This is a genomic window from Amycolatopsis sp. PSD-21 (genome assembly GCF_055561455.1).
The window spans coordinates 9,373,776-9,394,344 of sequence record NZ_CM145712.1; the positions used below are offsets into that span (position 1 = coordinate 9,373,776).

General features: G+C 68.6%; 19 protein-coding genes. 7 read left to right on the forward strand and 12 right to left on the reverse strand.

Going from position 1 to position 20,569, the window contains the following annotated elements; translation table 11 throughout:
* Nucleotides 1-183 precede the first annotated feature (183 nt).
* From ACZ1DY_RS44265 to ACZ1DY_RS44275, 3 genes are read left to right on the forward strand one after another with little or no spacing between them, the layout of a single operon-like run.
* On the forward strand, nt 184-1,380 hold the full coding sequence (locus ACZ1DY_RS44265) for an AI-2E family transporter (protein WP_465414212.1): 1,197 nt from the start codon (nt 184-186) through the stop codon (nt 1,378-1,380).
* Nucleotides 1,377-2,543, forward strand: a complete 1,167-nt coding sequence (gene macS, locus ACZ1DY_RS44270) for a MacS family sensor histidine kinase (RefSeq protein WP_465483216.1) — start codon at nt 1,377-1,379, stop codon at nt 2,541-2,543. Before ACZ1DY_RS44265 ends, macS begins: the two co-directional genes overlap by 4 nt.
* Nucleotides 2,540-3,199 (forward strand): response regulator, encoded by a 660-nt coding sequence (locus ACZ1DY_RS44275; RefSeq protein WP_126734717.1) that lies wholly within the window; start codon nt 2,540-2,542, stop codon nt 3,197-3,199. Before macS ends, ACZ1DY_RS44275 begins: the two co-directional genes overlap by 4 nt.
* Nucleotide 3,200: 1 nt before the next feature.
* Here the strand turns inward: ACZ1DY_RS44275 and ACZ1DY_RS44280 are convergent, their stop codons facing one another.
* Nucleotides 3,201-4,232, reverse strand: a complete 1,032-nt coding sequence (locus tag ACZ1DY_RS44280; RefSeq protein WP_465483217.1) for a hypothetical protein — start codon at nt 4,230-4,232, stop codon at nt 3,201-3,203.
* 84 nt (nt 4,233-4,316) lie between these two features.
* Here ACZ1DY_RS44280 and ACZ1DY_RS44285 point away from each other — a divergent pair, with 84 nt between their 5' ends.
* Nucleotides 4,317-4,979: a DUF1707 SHOCT-like domain-containing protein gene (locus ACZ1DY_RS44285; RefSeq protein WP_465483218.1), complete on the forward strand. Its 663-nt coding sequence runs from the start codon at nt 4,317-4,319 to the stop codon at nt 4,977-4,979.
* On the opposite strand, the gene ACZ1DY_RS44290 is transcribed toward ACZ1DY_RS44285, so the two are convergent.
* From ACZ1DY_RS44290 to ACZ1DY_RS44320, 7 genes are all read right to left on the reverse strand, one after another.
* Complete coding sequence (locus tag ACZ1DY_RS44290; RefSeq protein WP_465483219.1) at nt 4,976-6,379, reverse strand: MFS transporter; 1,404 nt, start codon at nt 6,377-6,379, stop codon at nt 4,976-4,978. The two genes, ACZ1DY_RS44285 and ACZ1DY_RS44290, sit on opposite strands and share 4 nt — an antisense overlap.
* A gap of 103 nt (nt 6,380-6,482) precedes the next feature.
* Nucleotides 6,483-8,117 carry a phosphoenolpyruvate--protein phosphotransferase gene (gene ptsP, locus ACZ1DY_RS44295; protein WP_465483220.1) on the reverse strand — a complete coding sequence of 545 codons (1,635 nt, stop codon included), beginning with the start codon at nt 8,115-8,117 and terminating at the stop codon, nt 6,483-6,485.
* 68 nt (nt 8,118-8,185) lie between these two features.
* Nucleotides 8,186-9,046: a ribokinase gene (locus ACZ1DY_RS44300; RefSeq protein WP_465483221.1), complete on the reverse strand. Its 861-nt coding sequence runs from the start codon at nt 9,044-9,046 to the stop codon at nt 8,186-8,188.
* A gap of 306 nt (nt 9,047-9,352) precedes the next feature.
* Nucleotides 9,353-11,041, reverse strand: coding sequence for a DUF6346 domain-containing protein (locus ACZ1DY_RS44305; protein WP_465483222.1), 1,689 nt, complete (start codon nt 11,039-11,041; stop codon nt 9,353-9,355).
* A complete protein-coding gene (locus ACZ1DY_RS44310; RefSeq protein ID WP_465483223.1) occupies nt 11,041-12,117 on the reverse strand; it encodes a WXG100 family type VII secretion target in 1,077 nt (358 codons plus the stop codon). Before ACZ1DY_RS44310 ends, ACZ1DY_RS44305 begins: the two co-directional genes overlap by 1 nt.
* A complete protein-coding gene (locus tag ACZ1DY_RS44315) occupies nt 12,110-12,451 on the reverse strand; it encodes a hypothetical protein (protein WP_126734724.1) in 342 nt (113 codons plus the stop codon). The genes ACZ1DY_RS44310 and ACZ1DY_RS44315 overlap by 8 nt, the downstream gene beginning before the upstream one ends.
* 24 nt (nt 12,452-12,475) lie before the next feature.
* The gene (locus ACZ1DY_RS44320) at nt 12,476-13,024 is read right to left on the reverse strand and encodes a YbaB/EbfC family nucleoid-associated protein (protein ID WP_257483525.1); all 549 of its coding nucleotides are present in this window, start codon (nt 13,022-13,024) and stop codon (nt 12,476-12,478) included.
* Between the two features lie 190 nt (nt 13,025-13,214).
* Here ACZ1DY_RS44320 and ACZ1DY_RS44325 point away from each other — a divergent pair, with 190 nt between their 5' ends.
* Together ACZ1DY_RS44325 and ACZ1DY_RS44330 are read left to right on the forward strand one after the other, a co-directional pair.
* A complete protein-coding gene (locus ACZ1DY_RS44325) occupies nt 13,215-13,586 on the forward strand; it encodes a hypothetical protein (protein ID WP_126734726.1) in 372 nt (123 codons plus the stop codon).
* A gap of 29 nt (nt 13,587-13,615) precedes the next feature.
* Nucleotides 13,616-14,335 (forward strand): TetR/AcrR family transcriptional regulator, encoded by a 720-nt coding sequence (locus ACZ1DY_RS44330; protein ID WP_257483527.1) that lies wholly within the window; start codon nt 13,616-13,618, stop codon nt 14,333-14,335.
* On the opposite strand, the gene ACZ1DY_RS44335 is transcribed toward ACZ1DY_RS44330, so the two are convergent.
* The 3 genes from ACZ1DY_RS44335 to ACZ1DY_RS44345 all read right to left on the reverse strand — a co-directional run bounded on the left by ACZ1DY_RS44335 (nt 14,336) and on the right by ACZ1DY_RS44345 (nt 19,332).
* Nucleotides 14,336-15,073, reverse strand: coding sequence for an SDR family oxidoreductase (locus ACZ1DY_RS44335; protein ID WP_457959013.1), 738 nt, complete (start codon nt 15,071-15,073; stop codon nt 14,336-14,338).
* A 90-nt stretch (nt 15,074-15,163) separates the two neighbouring features.
* Entirely contained in the window at nt 15,164-18,010 is a 2,847-nt protein-coding gene (leuS, locus tag ACZ1DY_RS44340) for a leucine--tRNA ligase (protein WP_465483224.1), read from the reverse strand.
* 170 nt (nt 18,011-18,180) lie between these two features.
* On the reverse strand, nt 18,181-19,332 hold the full coding sequence (locus ACZ1DY_RS44345) for an esterase-like activity of phytase family protein (RefSeq protein WP_465483225.1): 1,152 nt from the start codon (nt 19,330-19,332) through the stop codon (nt 18,181-18,183).
* Nucleotides 19,333-19,397: 65 nt separating this feature from the next.
* Between ACZ1DY_RS44345 and ACZ1DY_RS44350 the strand changes: the two genes are divergently transcribed.
* Nucleotides 19,398-19,820 (forward strand): SdpI family protein, encoded by a 423-nt coding sequence (locus tag ACZ1DY_RS44350; RefSeq protein ID WP_126734731.1) that lies wholly within the window; start codon nt 19,398-19,400, stop codon nt 19,818-19,820.
* Here ACZ1DY_RS44350 and ACZ1DY_RS44355 read toward each other — a convergent pair.
* Nucleotides 19,817-20,398, reverse strand: coding sequence for a YqgE/AlgH family protein (locus tag ACZ1DY_RS44355; RefSeq protein ID WP_007032276.1), 582 nt, complete (start codon nt 20,396-20,398; stop codon nt 19,817-19,819). The genes ACZ1DY_RS44350 and ACZ1DY_RS44355 overlap by 4 nt on opposite strands.
* Between the last annotated feature and the right edge of the window lie 171 nt (nt 20,399-20,569).

Genomic DNA, 20,569 nt, shown 5'->3' on the forward strand with positions numbered 1-20,569 from the left:
ACGATCGTGTGAAGAACACACGGTGTAGCCCGAAATCACGATGAGTGATCGAGGCTGGCGGAGCCCGGTTACTCCGGAGTCCGTCGGCTCCCGGTGTGTCAAGCGTCGCATCGGGCGAATCCGACCCGTGCGCGTCGCCTGGAATGTTCAGGAAACGTCGCCCCGGACCGATACGGTGAGCGCGTGAGCGAGCCCCAGCGCAAACAGCCGGAATTCGACCCGGCGAACCCGTTCCTCTCCGAGTCCACCGAAGACGTCACCAACCTGGTGCCCCGCGGCCTGCGGATCGGCGCGGCGTTGTCGTGGCGCTTCATCGTGGTGATCGCCGCGCTCTACGTCATCGTGTTCCTCATCGGCTATCTGTCGGTGGTCGTGATCCCGTTGTCGATCGCGCTGCTGCTCGCCGCGCTGCTCGCGCCGGCGGTCTCCAAGCTGACGGCGCTGAGATTCCCGCGCGGGCTCGCGGCCGGGATAGTGCTGATCGCCGGGCTCGCGGTCCTCGGCGGGCTGCTGACGTTCGTCGTCGCGCAGTTCTCGTCCGGCCTGCCCGAACTGCAGAAGCAGCTGACGGAGAGCCTCAACCAGATCAAGGTCTGGCTCATCGACGGGCCGCTGCACCTGCGCCAGGAGCAGATCCAGGAGTTCATCAACCAGGCGATCAGCTTCCTGCAGAACAACCAGGCGTCGATCACCACGACCGCGCTCACCACCGCGGGCACGGTCGGCGAGATCGTCACCGGTTTCATCCTGACGCTGTTCATCCTCATCTTCTTCCTCTCCGGCGGCGACCAGATCTGGAAGTTCCTGGTCCGCGGGGTGCCGGGCCGCGTGCGGAACCGGGTCGACGTCGCCGGGCGGCGCGGCTTCGCGTCGCTGGTCAGCTACGTGCGCGCGACGGCGGCGGTGGCCGTGGTCGACGCGGTCGGCATCGGCATCGGGCTGGCGATCGTCGGCGTGCCGCTGGTGATCCCGCTGGCGACGCTGGTGTTCCTCGGCGCCTTCATCCCGATCATCGGCGCCGTGATCGCGGGCGCGGTCGCGGTGCTGATCGCGCTGGTGACGAAGGGCATCGTCGGCGCGCTGATCGTGCTGGCCATCGTCATCGGCGTCATGCAGCTGGAAAGCCACGTGCTCCAGCCCATCCTGCTCGGCCGCGCGGTGAAGCTGCACCCGCTCGCCGTGGTGCTCGCGATCACCGCCGGTCTCGTCGCCGCCGGGATCGCCGGCGCGCTCCTCTCGGTGCCGCTGCTCGCGGTGCTCAACGCGGGGATCCGCTCGCTGCTGCACGAACACGATCCCGATCCGGCCGAGATCGACGTCCTGCGGGATCAGGCGGCGCAACCGAACGACGCCGGGGAAGAGTCCGAAGCCAAGTCATGACCGAGACCCCGCTCTGGCGCGCGGTCTCGGCGCTCGGCACGCGGGACCCGGCCACTCCGCTGTGGCGCGGCGTGATCGTGCTCCGCGTGACGACGCTGCTCTTCGCGCTCGGCTCCTTCGTCGTCCATTACGACGGCTACGCGAACAAGTGGCTGGCGTGGACGTCGTTCGGCCTGATGACGGTGTGGACGATCGTCAGCAGCGTGTTCTACGCGCGGCCGTCGAGCCGCTGGCCGTGGCTGGTCGGCGTCGATCTCGTGCTCACCGTCGCCCTCATGTTCACGTCGGCGTGGATCCTGACCACCGCGCAGTTCGACGCCAACGTCCCGCTCATCACGACGGTGTGGGCGGCGGTCCCGCCCGCGGCCGCCGGCACCCGGTTCGGCGCGGTCGGCGGGGTGCTCGCCGGGCTCGTGGTCTCGGTGGTCACCGGGCTGGTGCGCTGGCGGTTCGACGTCGACGTCGCGCGGGACGGCTTCCTGCTGACCGCGAGCGGGTTCGTGATCGGCCTCGCCGCGACCATGGCCCGCCGGTCGGCCGACGCGCTGACCAGGGCGTTGCGCATGGAAGCCGCGACGGCCGAGCGTGAGCGGCTCGCCCGCTCGATCCACGACAGCGTCCTCCAGGTGCTCGCGCGGGTGCGCAAACGCGGCGCCGAATTCGGCGGGGAGGCCGCCGAGCTGGCGAAACTCGCCGGTGAGCAGGAGATCGCGCTGCGCGCGCTGGTCACCACCGAGCCGACGCATCCGAGCGAGAACGGGACCACCGACCTCCGTGCCGCGCTGCAGCTGCTCGCGACGCCCTCGGTGCAGGTCTCGACGCCCGCGGGCGAGGTCCAGCTGCCCGAGCACGTGACCTCGGAGCTGGTTGCCGTGGCGCGCGAGGCGCTGTCGAACGTCGAGAAACACGCGGGCGAAGACGCGCACGCCTGGGTGCTGCTGGAGGACCTCGGCACCGAGGTCGTCGTCAGCGTCCGCGACGACGGCCCGGGAATCGCGCCCGGCGTCTTGGAACGAGCGGCGGCCGAGGGACATCTAGGTATCGCGGAGTCCATCAAGGGACGCGTGCGGGATCTGGGCGGAAGTGCCGCCCTGGACACCGCGCCCGGCCAGGGCACGGAATGGGAAGTCAAGGTTCCAGTCGCGGCGAGGGGAAAGCGATGACCGGTGAGGCTCGGGTCTCGGTGATGGTGGTCGACGATCATCCGATGTGGCGGGACGGGGTCGCGCGCGACCTGGCCGAGCACGGATTCGACGTGCGGGCCACCGCGCCGGACGCGCCCGCCGCGGTGCGGATCGCGCGTACGGTCCGGCCCGACGTCGTGCTGATGGACCTCAACCTCGGCGAGACCTCGGGGGTCGACGCCACCCGCGAGATCACCTCGGAACTGCCGTCGACCAAGGTGCTGGTGCTGTCCGCGAGCGGCGAGCACAGCGACGTCCTCGAGGCGGTCAAGGCCGGGGCGTCCGGCTACCTGGTGAAATCGGCTTCGGCGAGCGAACTGGTGGACGCGGTCAAGCGGACCGCCGCGGGTGACCCGGTGTTCACCGCCGGACTCGCCGGACTCGTCCTCGGCGAGTACCGCCGCATGGCCGACGCGCCGGACGACGGGCCCGCGCCGCCGCGGCTGACCGAACGCGAGACCGACGTCCTGCGCCTGGTCGCGAAGGGGATGACGGCGCGGCAGATCGCCGAGAAGCTCGTGCTGTCGCATCGGACGGTGGAGAACCACGTCCAGTCGACGCTGCGGAAACTCCAGCTGCACAACCGCGTCGAGCTCGCCCGCTACGCCATCGAGCACGGGCTGGACGAGGAGTAGCTCACCCCTGGGCGATCGCCACCACCCGCTGGTTCCGCTCGGCGGGCAGCGGGGTCTTGACGATCGTCCACTGTGGCCGGTCGAGGCGCCAGTTCGCGACGACGTCGGCCGCGATCACCAGGTCGTCGCTCTCGGTCCACTCGATCGCGACCCGTTTGAGCTCGGTCGCGATCGGCATCGCGGGCGCGTGCGTCCAGGTCAGCGTGTCGAGGGCGAGCACCCAGACGTCGGCCGTCTGCGTCGCCGTGCCCGCCCAGGCGGGGTCGCCGAACAGCACGGCGACCTTGTAGCCGTCACGGCTCGGCACCACCTGGCCCGGTTTGCCGTTGGCCACCGGCCACCGGACCGGCGTGCGCTGATCGTTCCGCAGGTCGAGCACGGAGAACTCGGTCAGCTCGGCGAGCAGCATCCGCTCCTTGGTGATCGCCAGCACCCGGGGGAACTGGTGGACGGCGCGGCCGGTGGCGGGATCGATCAGCACGTCCTCGGCGCTCGCGGTCCCGCTGTTCACCGTGATCAGCAGCCCCTTCGGCACCTCCTGGCGCACGGCTGTCGTGCAGCTCGCCGGACGGCCGCGATCGCGTTCCGCGCCGAGCAGGGAGACGTACTGGAGACGGCAGAGGTCGTTGCCTTCGTCGCGGATCAGCCAGACGCCGGTTTCGTCAGCTGAAGGGGCGACGCTGCGGGCCTTGCCCAGCCTCCACGGCTGGTTCTTGGGGTCGCCGTAGACGAGCACTTCGGACGGCTCCAGGCACGACGGCCCGCAGCGGGCGGCCGACAGCACGACCGGGAACTTGCCGACGCGGAGGACGTCGTTGACCCGGTCTCCGCCCGGAGCGCCGGGAAGCGGGGTGGTGGCGCCGGTGGCGGGGTCGAGCACCGACGGCGGCGACGTCGTCATGACGAGCCGGAACCCGCTGTAGTCCACCGGTACGCCGTCGAGTTTCGACGCCGGTGGGGCCGTCGGCACCGGGACTGCGTCCGGCGGATCCGCTTCGACGGTGCAACCGGTCAGCAGGAGGACGACCGCCACCAGGGCGGCACAGGGAAGAAATGCGGGTCTGTTCAGGGTATTTCCCCGATCTCGCGCGTGAGAATCGGTTCTACCATTCCTGGCATGGGCGAGGAAGAGCAGTCGACGACCGAGACCAAGCCGTTGAGCGGACGGGACATCCGGGTCTCCGACGCGGAGCGCGAACACGTCGTCGAGGTGCTCCAGAAGGCGATCGGCCTCGGGATGCTGAACCTGGACGAGTTCACCGAGCGGACCGACCGCGCCCTCGCCTCGAAGACCCGCGGTGAGCTGAACGCGGTACTCACGGATCTGCCCGGCCTGGTGCACCCCGAGGCGGGGATGGTGCCGCGGCAGCAGCAGAACCCGTGGGCGCCGCCCGCTCAGCACGCGTACGCGCGGGCGTCCGGCCAGGTCATGGAGCTCAACGGCAAGTACTCGGCGTTGCAGCGCAACGGGAACTGGCTGGTCCCCGAGTCGATGGTGATCCGGAACAAGTACGGCGCCACGAAACTGGACTTCTCCCAGGCCGAGATCCGGCACCCGGTGGTGCATATCGAACTGCAGGCCAAATGGGGTCCGGTGGAGATCACCATCCCCGAGAACGGCGCCGTCGACACCAACTCGATCACCGACATCAAGTTCGGCAACCTCGACGACCGGACGCGATCGAACGGCCGCCCCGGCACGCCCCGGTTCGTCATCACCGGGCGCGTGCACGGGGGGTCGCTGATCATCAAGTACCCGCGGCGGGGTTTCTTCGGCTAGATGTGGCGCAGGTGCCGGAGCACGAAGTACGCGACCGCGGCCAGCACCACCGCGGCCAGCCCGGACACCGCGTGCATCCCGCTGGCGAACGCGTCGTGCGCGGGGACCGCGTCGGCGAGCCGTGACCGCGTGACCGCGTTGCCCAGCGTCCCGACGGTCGCGATGCCCAGCGCGTAGCCGAGCTCGTTGCCGGTCTGCGAAAGCGAGGCCGCCGAACCGGCCTTCTCCGGCGGCACGGACCCGACGACCAGATCCGTGCCCAGGGTGATCAGCGGGCCGCCGCACAGGCAGGTGATGGCGAAGGCGATCGACGGGATCACCGGACCGGCGCCCGCCTCGACCTGCGTCAGCAGCAGGAATCCGGCGATCGCGCCGGCCAGGCCGGTGGCGATCAGCGTCGCGGGGCGGATGCGGCGGGCCAGGATCGGCGCGCCGAGGAAGCTGACGGTCGAGGCGAGCATGCCCGGCAGCAACGCCAGCGCGGCGCCGACCGGCGAAAGCTCCAGCACGATCTGGAAGAACTGCGCGACGAAGAGCATGGTCGTGCCGCCCAGCATGGAGAACGCGCACATCCCACCCAACGCCGTCGAGAACGCACGGCCGCGGAACAGCGTCAGGTCGATCAGCGGGTCCTGGAGGATTCGCTGGCGCCGCACGAACACCACGCCGAAGCCGAGACCGATCAGGAGCGAGGCCACCGGCACCACGTGCACACCCTCGCGGGCGAGTTCCTTGATGCCGTAGACCGCGGGCAGGATCGTGACCAGCGAAAGCGCGACACTGGCGAGGTCGAGGCGGCCCGCGTTCTCGTTGCGGTACTCGGGCAGCAGCTTCGGGCCGACCACGAGCAGCAGGACCATCGCCGGGACGCCGAGCAGGAACACCGAACCCCACCAGAAGTGCTCCAGCATCACGCCGCCGACCATCGGCCCGACGATCGCGCCGACGGTGAAGCAGCCCGCCCAGATGCCGATCGCGAGGGAACGCTGGCGGCTGTCGGTGAACAGGTTGCTGATCAGGGCGAGCGTCGACGGCGCCAGCGTCGCACCGGCGATCCCGAGCAGCGCGCGGGCGGCGATGAGCATCAGCGCGCTCGTCGAGAACGCGGCGAGCACCGAGGCCGCTCCGAACGCCGTGGCGCCGATGAGCAGCAGTTTCCGGCGTCCGATGCGGTCGCCGAGGGTGCCCATGGTGACCATGAACCCGGCGATCATGAAGCCGTAGACGTCCATGATCCACAGCTGCTGCGTGCTGTCGGCGCCGAGGCTCTGGCTGAGCTTCGGCAACGCGAGGATCAGTACGAAGACGTCGAGGGAGACCAGGAAGGTCGGGAGGGCCAGCACGGCCAGCCCGACCCATTCCCGGCGTCCAGCCCGCGTCGGGGTCATGGTGGTCGTCATGGTCCGGTCCTTTCGTCGCTTCGGTGTCTTCACCTAGGCGTCGAAGCGGTGGACCGGATTTCGACATGCCCCCCGATCCTTTTCGGGGAGCGGGGGACCTTTGCTACCGCTTGGCCGCGGCCTGCCTCGCGGCGAGCGGGTCCGAGGTGGCCAGGACGGCCTCGACCAGTCCCTCGCATTCGGCCAGCGTCGTCGCCGCCAAGCTCGCGCCGACCGCGCGCACGGCCGGCGCGTTCATCGACAGGCTGGTGAGGCCGAGCCCGGCCAGCACCAGCGCGAGCCTCGGGTCGGCGGCGGCCTCGCCGCAGACGCCGGCGGGCTTGCCGGTGTCCTTCGCGGCCTGGCCGATGACCTTCAGCAGGCGCAGCAGCCCGGGCTGCCACGGGTCGTTGAGCTTGGCGACCGCGCCGAGCTGGCGATCCGCGGCGAAGGTGTACTGCGCGAGGTCGTTGGTGCCGACGGAGACGAAGTCGACCGCGTCGAGGATCTCGCGGGCGGTCAGCGCGGCGGCCGGGATCTCGATCATCACGCCCACGCGGGCGATTCCGGCGGCGCGGGCGCGCTCGGCGAACCAGGCGGCCTCGTCGGCGGTGGCGACCATCGGGGCCATCACCGAAACCTCGGCTCCGGAGTCCTGCGCGGCACCCGCGATGGCCTTGAGCTGGCGGTCGAGGATCTCAGGCCGGTCGAATGCGACGCGAAGCCCGCGTACGCCGAGCGCCGGGTTGGGCTCGTCCTCGGGCTCCAGGAACGCGAGCGGCTTGTCGGCGCCCGCGTCGAGAGTGCGGACGACGACCGGCTTGCCGCGGAACGGCGTGAGCACGGCGGTGTAGGCCTTGCGCTGCTCTTCGACGCTCGGCTCGGCGGCGGCGTCGAGATAGCAGAACTCGGTGCGGAAGAGGCCGACGCCTTCCGCGCCCGCCTCGGCGGCGGCCTGGGCGTCGGTGGCGGAGCCGACGTTGCCGAGCACCTTCACCCGGTGGCCGTCGGCGGTCGCGCCGGTGCCGTCCCATTCGATCGCACCGGTCTTGGTGGCCGTGACGATCTCGGCGTCCGGGTCCGCGACCTCGACGACGCCGGTGTCACCGTCCACCGCAAGCGCTTGCGCGTCGAGCGCGAGGACGCCGCGGACCGCGACGACGGCGGGAATGCCGAGCGCGCGGGCGAGGATCGCGGTGTGGCTGGTGGGGCCGCCCTCTTCGGTGACGAGCGCGAGCACCTTGTCCGGGTCGAGGCCCGCCGTGTCGGCGGGCGCGAGGTCACGGGCGACGAGCACGCTCGGCGAGTCGAGGTCGGGAACGCCGGGAGGCGCGATGCCGAGCAGCTCGGCGATGAGCCGGTCACGCACGTCGAGGACGTCGCGGGCCCGCTCGGCCATGTAGCCGCCCGCGGCCGCGAGCGCGTCGGCGAACTTGCCCGCCGCCTGGTGCACCGCACGCGGCGCGGGCAGGTTCTGGTCCTTGACGAGTTGCTCCGCCGAGGAGACGAGCGCCGGGTCGGCCGCCATCGCCGCGGTGGTGATGAGGATCGTCGCCGCCTCGCCAGTCGCCGTCTCGGCGAGCTTCTCGAGCCTGCTGGCCACGATCTGCGCGGCCGGGTCGATCCGGGCGGCCTCGGCGGCGGGGTCGGCAGGCGCCGGCGTGCTCGCGGGTTCACCGAGCGGCTCGGCGACCCGGACGACAGGACCGCTCGCGCGGCCGGGACTGACGGCGACCCCGGACAGTGACTCAGACGGCATGGTCTAGACCATATCTCATAGGCGGAGTGACCTGGCTCATAGCCACCAGCAGAACACAGAAGAGGGCATCATTCCAGTTCGGACGCCGTCGGATACGAGGGCTGAGCACCCTGGCGGGTCACGGTGATCGCCGCCACCTTCACCGCCTTGCGCGCCGCGTCGGCCAGCTCGTCGCCCTTCGCGAGCGAGGTGGCGAGCGCCCCGGCGAAGGCGTCACCGGCGCCCGTCGTGTCGACGGCCTCGACCTTCGGCGACGGCACCTCCGTCACCCCGTCCGCGGTCACCACCGCCGCCCCCTTCGCTCCGAGCGTCACGACCGCGGCCTTCGGCCCGAGGTCGAGCAGCTTGGGGAAGTCCGCCTCGCCACCGAGGAGGAAGGCGGCCTCGTGCTCATTGACCAACAGCACATCGAGCCCCTGGAGCGTCTTCGCGGAAAGCTCGGCCGCCGGCGACAGGTTCAGTAGCGTCTTCACTTGGTGTTCAGCGGCCCGCGCGACGGCGTGCTCGACGGTTTCGAGCGGGATCTCCAGCGACAACACCACGATCTCGGCACCGCCGAGATCGACGTCCTCGGGCCGCAGGCTGGAATTCGCGCCGGGCGAGACGAGAATGGAGTTCTCTCCGTCGGGCGTGACCGTGATGTACGCGATCCCCGTCGGACGCTCGCTCGTGCGCAGCGAGTCCGTGTTCACCCCGGACTCGGCCAGCGACCGTTTGAGCAGCTCGCCGTACGGATCGTCGCCGACCGCCCCGAGCAACGCGACGTCGGCGCCGAGCCTGGCCGCGGCGACCGCGGTGTTGGCGCCTTTGCCACCCGGCGACAAGACCGTGTCGCCACCCAGTACGGTTTCGCCACCACCCGGCCGCCGGTCGACCGGGACGACGAGATCGGCATTGGCGGACCCGATGACCAGCACCTGAGAAGTCATGGCGGAAACGATGCCATGACCAGCAGTTGTCCGGTCATGCCCCTTCTCCGGGCGAAGATGTGAAGAACTTTGTAACTTTCTCGGCGGGTAGTGCGACAATCAGGCGAGCAGCGGAACGCCGTCACTCTTTCGGGGGATAACCTTCCCCCGGGCGTCACTTCGGCGATCACGCCCGCTCTTGAGATGCGTTGCCGCTTCCAAGCGGTGACGTTGCCCCGATCCCGGCCGGTGCCGGGAAGAGGGCATCGGGTCGCCGGCGTCGATCACGTAGCCCCCCGAGTGATCGGCGCCGGCGGCGCCCCGGCTTCAGGCTGCTGTTTGATCGAGCACCACGTCGCCCGCGAAGGCGGATCTTGCTTTCAGCGTCTCTTTCAGCCGCGCTGCGGCGGCTGTCGTGATCTTCTCCGCGAGAACCGACCGGACGCCATCGGTCCGTACCGAAACCCTGACGTACCTCCGGCCGTGTTCCGACGGAACACGCTCGAGCTGGATCTGCTGGAGGTTCGAGAGAAGCACATCGACCGGTGGAATCTCACGCGGTACGACATGCCTTGCGGGCGCGTCGCGCTCGAACCAGGTCAGAGAGTCTTCGTCCACCTCTAGAAGACCGGGTGTTCCCCGGAATCGGGTCCTGTAGAGAACGACCCCCCAAGCCACAGTCGCGAGCACGACTGCAGGCGACAGCCAGACGGGCACGGAATCAGCGGATTGCCGAAGAACGAACAGCAAGACGATCAGAGCGTAGAGCCCGGCGAAACCGAGGATTCTCGCTCCTGGCATCCGGCCTGACCGGATCTTGACCGGCTCCTCCGCTCGCGAGGTTTCCACGTCCCCCCTCTGCGAGACGGATCGCCCGTCTTTCCACCTCACCAGACGCGGCTCGTGGCTCCTGCCGGGACCGAAACCACTGCGCGAAAGTTCGCGCGAGCGCCAATGCACCAAGCCAGGGCGAAAACCTTCGATCGCTTCCGACGCCGACTCCGCCTCCTCCATCGCGATTTCCGGAGTCAGGAGGACACCGTGTTTCGAGGGCCGTCTGTACTCCTCGAGAAGCTTCTCCCTTGACGCCTCGTCGGCCAAGGCCAAGTGGACGCTGATCCGTCCTGGGCTCGCGCGTTCGTCGAACACGACAGAACGCAGGTCCTCCCACGGCAACACCAACGCTTCCGACGAACCGCCCTGCTGCCTGATCCCCGCTTCCGTGAATTCGATCGTCCTTACATCGCCGGGTTTGTCCGGCGCGAAAGCCCACCAAGCCGCAGCGGCTATGAATCCGATTCCGAGCAGCACGATCGAGAGAGCCGCGGCGAATCCCCAAAGATCGCCGCTCAGACGGCCGTGGACGTAGAACATCCACACGCCGATCATCAGTGAGAAAAGGCCGCTGAAGCCAAGCACGGTGGCTCCGGTGGGCGAGCGGCGCTTCGGCTTCGGAGGAGCCTTGAGCCGGATGCTTACCTGCTGCTGCTCCTCCCGCGAGGCAACGATTTCGGGTGCTTTTCGACGCCGGAGCCGGGCCAACACCCACAAGACGGAGACGAGCAGCGGAATCAAGGCAGCCAGTACCGCGAGGAAGTCGACCACCAGGATCACGAGCCCGGCCACATGCAGCAGGCGATAGGGATGTGCGACGTCGCGTTGCCAGTGTTCGCCATTTCGCTGAACCCCGACCACATTCGTCCCATCGACCGGTGTCAGTTCGTCGGGGTCGAACTTGACGACGCCGATCGAGTGGCCGTTCACCGTGACCTCGGCATCACACTCCCAGAAGTAGCCGAAGCCTTCAGAAGAAACGGGACCTCGGCGATCACAGGTCTCGATCACCGCCGAAGCGTCGTCGACCACCGTCGGTCCGGTGTTGTTCTCCGGCGCCCCTGCCAAGCGGAACATCGTCAGGCAGACGAAGAAGAGCAAAGGCCCGATCACCAGTGCGGTCGCCACTGCCGCGGCGAGCGCACCCGCGCCGATCGCCTCCGTCCGGCTTGCCCTCTTCATTACAGCGAACCGGAGATCCGCTGCTCACCAGGCTGGTCGAATACCGGCTCGACGCCATCCTTGCGAACCGGCGAAGCAGCCGTCCTTCCGCTACCGCTGCCGACCACTCCACTGTCCTTGGGCTCGATGGTGGTGTTCGTCTTGTCGCGCTGTTTATCCAGGTCGCTCTGGTTGTTGTCACTTCCGACACCGACGTCGAGAACGCCTTTCACGGCTTCCTTGATCGCCGCGCCACCGAGACCTGGAACGACTTCCTTGGCCATGTGGCTGAGCCCCTGACCAACACCCTTCGCGTACTTGCCGAACCCCTTCGCGATGGATTCCAGCGCCTCGCCAAGGAGTTTGAGAATGCTCTTGGCGTTCGAAAAGGCCTTCATCAGGCGCTGAACCTGCCCCATCGCCTTCCGCGCCTGCTTCACGGCGAACGGAACACCTTCACCCGCAAGGGCTCCGGGATAGCCGGGCGGCGGGTACCTGAGCAGAATGAAGATGATCTTGGCGAGGGTATCGGTGATGAGGTCGCGGATGAGTGTGCGGACGACGTCGAGGATCGTCTTGCAGATCTCCACGACGGCACCCGCGTTGCTCGCGGCGTCGGAAAGCGCACGATAGGTGTCCAGCTGTTCCTGGACGTACTCGCGGTACCGGTCTGCCACCTGACCGGTCCAGTCCATGGTGTTCTTACGGACCTCGCCCGTGAGTTCCTCCGCCATCTTCTGGACGTCTTTGCTGATGGTGGTCCACTTCTGCGCTTCGAGATCCAGCGCGTCCTGATCACCGGTGACGTAGTCGAGCGGTTCCTTCAGAAAGTCGACATGCTCGATGACCCAGCCGAACCCCCAGCTCAGAAGAGACTCGAATGGGTTGCCGCCGGCGGCGATCATGCCGATGTCGACGCCCGCACTACCCAGGCTGAGCAGGCCTTCCGTCCAGTCACCGTGGACGAGTTTCTCGATGCCGCCGATGGTGTCCTGGATTGCGCCCGCACCTTCCAGGGCGCTGTCGACGACGTACTTCTCCGAGTCCGTTTCCTTCGTGGCGTCCTGGAGGATCTGGTTCGAGCCCGGCTCAGCCATGCTTCACCTGCCCCGCACGGTTGACCAGATCCTGGGCGGATTCATCGTCGACCCGGCGCGCCTGAGCCCACGCTCGGACCGTGTCCACGTGGTGATTCCCGGCATCGACAGCGGCCTTGAGAGCTTCGACCGCCTTGTCCGCGGCGGTGTTGCACCATGCGTCGAGCTGGACGAGGTCACCGATCAGACCGAAGTCCTCGGACTTGATCCGGCTCGTCTGGTCAGCGCTCAATGCGGTCTGAAGCAGCTCCAGAGTTTTCTCGACCTGCTTGGCGTGCTCGTCGATCCGGACCGGATCGACGTTGAAACCCTGCTTACCTTGTGGCTGCACCATGGTTTCCCTCCCTCAAGAACCCGCTCAGCGCAGGAAGTCGCCGCCGGTGAAGTAGTCGTCCTCGTGGTCCGTCTGCTGCCTGCGCGCGGCGCGCGGCGGCGCGGGCGGAGTCGGAGGAGCGGGCGGCTTCGGAGCGGGCGGGGGAGGAGGCGCGTCGAGCTCGTCTTCGGCGACGAAGCGGTCGTCCTCGTCCGCCTCCTGGTGGCCGCCCTCGACGTAGCCCGTCGGTTCGGGTTCCGGGTACTCGTTGTGCAGCTGGTTGACCAGTTCGTTCATGGTCTCGGTGCCCGCGATGGACGGCACGCCGGTCTGCATCGCGCCCGCGAGTTTGCTCTGCGCGCTCTGGACGACGCGGAGAATCTCCTGCGCGAGCGCGGGGTTGTCGCGCACGGACGGGCCGATCTCCAGGCCGACGAGGTTCCCCGCGTGGTTGACCTTGACCGAGATCTGGCCGTCCTTGCTGCGTTCGGACACCGAGACGCTTTCGATCTCGGTGCGCATCTGATTCGCCTTTCGCTGGGCGTCGGCCAGCTTGGCCTCGAAATCAGCGAAGAGCTGCTCAGGGTTCGACACGCGAACCTCCCCTGTTCACGTCGTAGCCGTTCGGCGACCGAGTGTGGCATACCCGTCTGACATCGGGGAACGTTTGGCGCATATCCGCAGCCCGGTCGTGTGGATCACCACAGCGACCTCCGGTTTTCCCTACCCGATCCGACGGCTTACCCCATGTTTTCGCAGGTCAGGGCACCCTAGCGTGTCGGATATGACGATTTCGGACTGGAAACGCGCGATCTACGCGCTTCTCGTGCTGCCGGGGTATCTCGGTGGCGCGAAGGTCCAGCGCGGGCTCGCGCGGCGCTGGCTCGGGCAGGAGGGCGGAGCTCGGCCGCGGTTCGTGGCGGCCTTCGGTCCAAGCGCGGTCGCGTTCCTGCTCGCGTTGCTGCTCTTCTACCTCGTCGGGCGCATCGCGACCTACGGGCTCTTCTGGACGGGGAGCGACCCCGAAGGCACTTGGGGCGGGCCGACGCTGGCGGGGGCGTGGATCGTGCACTTCCTCATCGCCGCCGGAATGGCCGTTCCGATCTTCCTCGCGCTCCGGCCGCTCACGAGGCTTCAGGCTCGCCTTCTGGGGTGATCCCCGTACTGACCACCTAGAATGCCCGGATGACCAACCCCAGCCGCAGGGTCCGGGAGCGGGCGGCGACGGATCAGGACATCCGCCGGACCGCGCGGACGCTTCTGGTCGAGCATGGCCCGGAGGCCGTGACCCTGCGGGCGATCGCGCGCGAGCTCGGCATCACGGCGCCGGCGTTGTACCGCTACTACGGTTCCCGTGACGATCTGGTCGAGCATCTGCGCGCGGACGTCGTCGCGGATCTGGCGGCCGGGCTCGCCGAGGACATCGCGCAGCTGCCGGACGAGGGCGCGCTGCAACTTTTCGCCATCTGCAAGGGATTCCGGCGGTGGGCGCTCACGCACACCAAGGAGTTCACGCTCGTCTTCGCGTCGCCCGCGGGCGACGACACGTTGAGCAGGCTGGACGAGCCGTTCGGGCGGATCTTCCTGGCGGCGGCGGGGCAGGTGCTCGCGACACACGATCTGGTGACGCCGTCGAACGACGTGGTCCCGGCCGAGCTGCGAGACGATCTCACATCCTTCCAAGAGGAACTGCTCGCCGTGCTGAAGGAGTCCGGGGCGACGTTCCCGCTCGAAAAGCTCGACCTCGGCGTGACGTACCTGATGATCCAGTTCTGGGCCCGGCTCTACGGGCACGTCACGCTCGAGGTCTTCGGCAACTATCCGATCCCGTTCTCGAAACCGGACGTCCTCTTCGAGGCGATGCTGGCCGATCTCGCGCGCGAGATCGGCCTGTCCACCGACTAGCTACGCCGCGTGCCCGCCGTCGACCGAGACGGTCGAGCCGGTCACGTACTTGCTTTCCGGCCGCGCCAGGAACGACACGGTCGCGGCGACCTCCGACGGGGAGCCGTAGCGGTCGAACGCCGTCAGGCTCCGCTGGTCGGCGGCGTACGGGCCGTCGGCCGGGTTCATGTCGGTGTCGGTCGGGCCGGGGTGGACGATGTTCACGGTGATGCCGCGCGGCCCCAGTTCCCTGGCCAGGCCCTTAGTCATGCCCAGCAGCGCGGTCTTGCTCACCGCGTACAGCGACATCCCGGGGCCGGGCACCCGATCCGAGACACAGCTGCCGATGCTGATCACGCGCCCGCCGTCGCCGAGGTGCCGGGCCGCGGCCTGCGTGGCCACGTAGACACCGCGGACGTTGATCGCGAGCACGCGGTCGATGTCCTCCAGGCTCGTCTGGTCGAGCGGGCCGACGAAGCCGACGCCCCCGTTGTTGACCAGCACGTCGAGCCTGCCGAACTCGGCGACCGCCGTGTCGACCGCGGAGACCACGGCCGCGGCGTCGGCGCTGTCGGCCTGGATCGCCAGCGCGCGACGGCCGAGCGCCTTGATCTTGTCCACGACACCGGCCGCGAGTTCGGCGTTGTTCTGGTAGGTGAGTGCGACGTCGGCGCCGTCCTCGGCGAGCCGGATCGCCGTGGCGGCACCGATCCCGCGGCTGCCGCCGGTCACCAAAGCCACCTTGCCGTCGAGGGTCATGAGGGTGTTCTCCGTTCGATTTCGTTGTCCTTGAACAACTCCATCGAATCGCCTCACGACCCTCGACGCTGGCGGCTATCGGCCACGGCGTTACAGCACGATGTTGACCAACCGTCCGGGCACGACGATCACCTTGCGCGGCGTGCCGTCGCCGACCAGCGCGGCGACCTTCTCGTCGGCCAGCGCGGCCGCCTGCACGGCGTCCTTGCCCGCGTCGGCGGGCACGGTGACCCGCGAGCGCACCTTGCCGTTGACCTGGATCGGGTACTCCACGGAGTCTTCGACCAGGTACTTCTCGTCGACGACCGGGAACGGCCCGTGCACCAGGGAATCCGCGTGGCCCAGCCGCTTCCACAGCTCCTCGGCCAGGTGCGGGGCCAGCGGCGCCAGCATCAGCACCAGCGGCTCCACCAGTTCACGCGGCGTGGCCTCGGCCGAACCGTAGGTCTTGGTGACGTAGTTGTTCAGCTCGATCAGCTTCGCGCCGGCGGTGTTGAACCGCAGTTCCGCGTAGTCCTCGCGGACTCCGGCGATCGCCTTGTGCAACTGCTTGCGATCGGCGTCCGTGGCGTCCACAGTGGACACACGCAGTTCGCCGGTCTCCTCGTCGACGACCAGGCGCCACAGCCGCTGCAGGAACCGCTGCGCGCCCACGACGTCCTTGGTCGCCCACGGCCGCGAGACGTCCAGCGGGCCCATCGACATCTCGTAGAAGCGGAAGGTGTCGGCACCGTAGTCGGCGGCCATCTGGTCAGGCGTCACGACATTCTTCAGGCTCTTGCCCATCTTGCCGTATTCCTGCTTGACCTCTTCGTCGCCGAAGAAGAACTTGCCGTCCCGCTCCTCGACCTGGTCGGCCTGGACGTAGACACCGCGCGCGTCCGTGTAGGCGTAGGCCTGGACGTAGCCCTGGTTGAACAGCTTCCGGTACGGCTCCTTGGACGACACGTGGCCCAGGTCGAACAGCACCTTGTGCCAGAACCGCGAGTACAGCAGGTGCAGCACCGCGTGCTCGACACCGCCGACGTACAGGTCCGTGCCGCCGGGGTCGTCGACGCCGTGTTCGGCGGGACGCGGGCCGACCCAGTAGGACTCGTTCTCCGGCGCGACGAACACGTCCGGGTTGGTCGGGTCCAGATACCGCAGCTGGTACCAGCAGGAACCCGCCCAGTTCGGCATCGTGTTGATGTCGCGGCGGTAGGTCTTCTTGCCCTGCCCCAGGTCCAGTTCGACCTCGACCCAGTCGGTCGCGCGCGCCAGCGGCGACGACGGCGTGCTGTCCTTGTCCTCCGGGTCGAACGTCACCGGCGAGTAGTCGGCGACGTCGGGCAGTTCGACCGGCAGCATGCTGTCCGGCAGCGGGTGGACCTGGCCGTCCTCGTCGTAGACGACGGGGAACGGCTCGCCCCAGTAGCGCTGGCGCGAGAACAGCCAATCGCGCAGCTTGTACTGGACGGTGCCGCGGCCGTGGCCGTTCTCCTCCAGCCAGCCGATCATCGTCTTCTTGGCCTCGTCGACGCCCATGCCGTCCAAGAACCCGGAGTTGATCGCGGGCCCGTCGCCGGTGAACGCCTTGCCGTCAAAGCCTTCCGTGGGCTGAACCGTGCGGATGATCTCCAGGCCGAACTTCTCGGCGAACTCCCAGTCACGGGTGTCCTGGCCGGGGACCGCCATGATCGCGCCGGTGCCGTAGCCCATCAGGACGTAGTCGGCGACGAAGACCGGGATCTCCTTGCCGTCGGCCGGATTCACCGCGTAGGAGCCGGTGAAGACGCCGGTCTTCTCCTTGTTCTCCTGACGGTCCAATTCGGACTTCCGCGCCGCCGCCGCACGGTAGGCGGCGATCGCTTCGGCGGGCGTCGCCGCGTCGCCGGTCCAGCGGGCGTCGACGCCTTCCGGCCAGGTGGCGGCGGTCAGTTCGTCGACCAGCGGGTGCTCGGGCGCGACCACCAGGTACGTGGCGCCGAACAGGGTGTCTGGGCGGGTGGTGAAGACCTCGATGCGCTGCTCGCCGGCCTCGAACGACACGCGCGCACCGTGCGAGCGGCCGATCCAGTTGCGCTGCATGGACTTGACCTTTTCGGGCCAGTCCAGCAGGTCCAGGTCGTCGACCAGGCGGTCGGCGTACGCGGTGATCCGCATCATCCACTGACGCAGGTTGCGGCGGAAGACCGGGAAGTTGCCGCGCTCACTGCGGCCCTCGGAGGTGACCTCTTCGTTCGACAGCACCGTGCCCAGGCCGGGGCACCAGTTCACCGGCGCCTCGGACAGGTAGACCAGGCGATGCGAGTCGATGATCTTCAGCTGCTCGGCGCGGGTCAGCTCGCACCAGTTGCGACCGTCGGGAGTTCGACGCTTGTCCTGCGCGTACTCGGTCTCCAGCTCGACGATCGGCCGGGCCTTGCCCGCCTTCTCGTCGTACCAGGAGTTGTAGATCTGCAGGAAGATCCACTGGGTCCACTTGTAGTAGTCCGGATCGATCGTCGAAATCCGGCGACGTTCGTCGTGACCCAGGCCCAGGCGCCGGATCTGGCGCAGGTAGGTCTCCATGTTCTCTTCGGTCGTCTTGCGCGGGTGCTGCCCCGTCTGTACCGCGTACTGCTCCGCCGGCAGACCGAAGGCGTCGAAGCCCATCGTGTGCAGCACGTTGCGGCCGATCATGCGGTGGTACCGCGCGAAGACGTCGGTCGCGATGAAGCCCAGCGGGTGCCCGACGTGCAGGCCGGCGCCCGACGGGTACGGGAACATGTCCTGGACGAACAGCTTGTCCGACGGGACCTCCCCGCTCTCGTCCGCGAGCGGGCCCACCGGGTTCGGTGCGTGGTAGGTGCCGTGGTCGGACCAGTAGTCCTGCCAGCGCTGCTCGATCTGGCCCGCCAGCTCCGCGGTGTAGCGGTGCTGAGGTGCCGCGTCGGCGCCTTCGCTCGCCTGGTTCATCGCCGAAATCCTCCGTGCTCATCCACGTCAAGCCACTCCAGAAACAACTCGACCCCCCAGCCCGGAGGGCATGAGGGGTCGCCGCGCTGGTCCCGGCCGTGGGGCCGAGTTCAGCGCGGCAGGCTAAGGAGCAGCCGAGCCGTGTTCATGGGTCCAGTCTAACCCGCTGGTCAAAGGCGTTCCGAGGGGACCGCCAGAGCGATGAACTGGGTCACCTGCGTCGCGGAGAAGTTGTTGTCGCTGACCAGCACCAGGCTGCGCTCGCCGTTCGGGAGGCGCGGCCCCCAGGTCATCCCCTCGACGTTGTCCACAGTGGACAACTTGAAGTCCGCGAGGTCCGCCAGCAGGCGCTTCTTCACCGGCTTGACCTTCTTCGCGTCGGCCAGCGAGGGCGTTTTCAGGATGTTCGTGGCGCCCTTGGTGTCGATCTCGTAGATACGGACCTTGTTGCCGACGCCGGTGACGAACGAACGCTCCATCACCAGGTAGCGCGTCGGATCGGCCTGGTCGACGGCCAGCAGCGACGAGATGCCCGTGGTCGCGAACCCGCCGGGCGGGTTCGGCGACGCGAAGACCTTCTCCTGCGGGTACGCGTACTGCGCGAAGACCGGCCCGAACCGCGACTGGAGGGTGATCCGGGAAAGGGCGCCCGACGTGGTGTTCGCCTCCGGGCCGTCCTGCAGCAGCGGCCCCTCGGCCGAGCTGGCGACCAGCGACCCGAAGCCCGCGAAGGTGAGGCCTTCGAGGGCGAGGTTCTGCCTCGGCCCGGTCGTCTCGGTCATCTTCTCGTTGGCGGGAATCGGCAGGTCACGGACGTAGGCGCCGTCGCGCTTCGCCTCGCGGATCGACGGATCGATCCGGGCCGCGGCCGACCGCTCGCCCTCCTGCGACCAGAGGTACTGACCGGTCCACGGGTCGACACGCAGCTCTTCGGGGTCGATGGTCTGCATGTTCGGCGGCTGCGCGGGGTCGTTCTTCGCGAGCGGCGGGTACGGCGTGCCATCGGGACGCAGGAGTGGCTTGGTGCCGGTGAAGGTGACCGGGCCGAGTCCCTTGGCGTCGAGGGAGAACTTCGCCGTGTAGAACCGCGCCGGGTTGAGGGCGGACCGGTCGTCGCAGATCAGCGCGTACTCGCCGGTGCGGGGGTCGTAATCGATGCTGGACAGGCCGCCGACGACGGTGCCCTCGTAGGACAGGGCGTTCGGGACGATCTGTTCCCCGATCAGGCGAAGCGGACGGTGACCCGCTTCGGCGGCCGGTGCGGCCATCAGGGTGAGGGGGACGGCCCCGATCAGGGCGGTGACAAGAGCTCGGCGTGACATGGCCTGTAGCACAGTCGATCAGGGTATCCGGCAGGTTGCCGGAACGTCACGCTTATCCTCGTGGAGTGTTCGTCATAGCGCTGGTCCCGATCGTGCTGGGTGTCCTCGTCGGCTGGGGTGGGTTCCTCGGCCTGCGCGAGAAGCTGCCGCGTGACCGCGGCGCCGGCGTGCGCACCGCCGCCACGATGCGCAGTGAGGACGCCTTCCGGCTCGGCAACAAGGTCGCCGGGGTCCCGACGCTGGCGGGCGGCGTGATCGCCGTGCTCGCGGGGATCGCCGCGCTGGTCATGCCGACGACGTTCGGACTGCTGCTCGCCTCGTTCGTGGGCGTGATCGGGATGATCGCGCTGGTCGCGGCCGGGGGAGTGCTCGGCAACCGCGCCGCCGCGACGGTGCCGGAGCCCGAGCCGGAGCGGCCCGCCGGCTGCAGCGGCTGCGCCTGCGGCACCTGCGGCGTCTTCAAGAAGGCCGACACCGCCACCGCCTAATTGCGCTGGAGGTCTCCCGGATGGGTGGCCAGCAGCGCCAGCGGGATGCCCTGACGACGCAGCACCTGACCCCAGAGGTCATGGTGCGGCGAAGCGAGGACGTCGCTGGGCAGCGCCGGGACGATCACCCAGTCGTCGCGTTCGATCTCGTTCGCCAGCTGGCCGGAGTCCCAGCCCGCGTAGCCGGCGAAGACCCGCACGCCGCGGACCTTCGGCACCAGGATCTCGGGATCGGTGTCGAGGTCGACCAGCGCGACCGGGCCGCGGACGGCGATCACGCCGGGCACGCTCGACGCCGTCTCGCCGGTCCGCAGCGCGGCCAGGCACAACGCGGTCTTCTTCTCGACCGGACCGCCGACGAACACCGACTGCGGTTCGGCGACGTGCCCGCCCCAGTTGGGGAGCACGTCGTACACCGGGACGTCACTCGGCCGGTTGAGCACGACGCCGAGCGTTCCCTCGTCCCGGTGATCGATGACGAACACGACGGTCCGCCTGAAGTTGGGATCGAACATCGTGGGGGCGGCGACCAGGAGCGTTCCCGGTTCGACCTCGGCGTCCGCTGGCACGTCCGCCATGATCCCACTTCGAGCGGAGACAAATCGTCCGGCTCTGGGAACAACAGCATCACGAGCACCGTTGGACACAACGGTCGGTGCGCTTTCCGTGTCCCCCGGGCTCACTGAAGAACCGCCTTTGTGGAATACCGTCCGGCTGGAGCCACACTGCGCATAGCCGCCGAGAGGCGA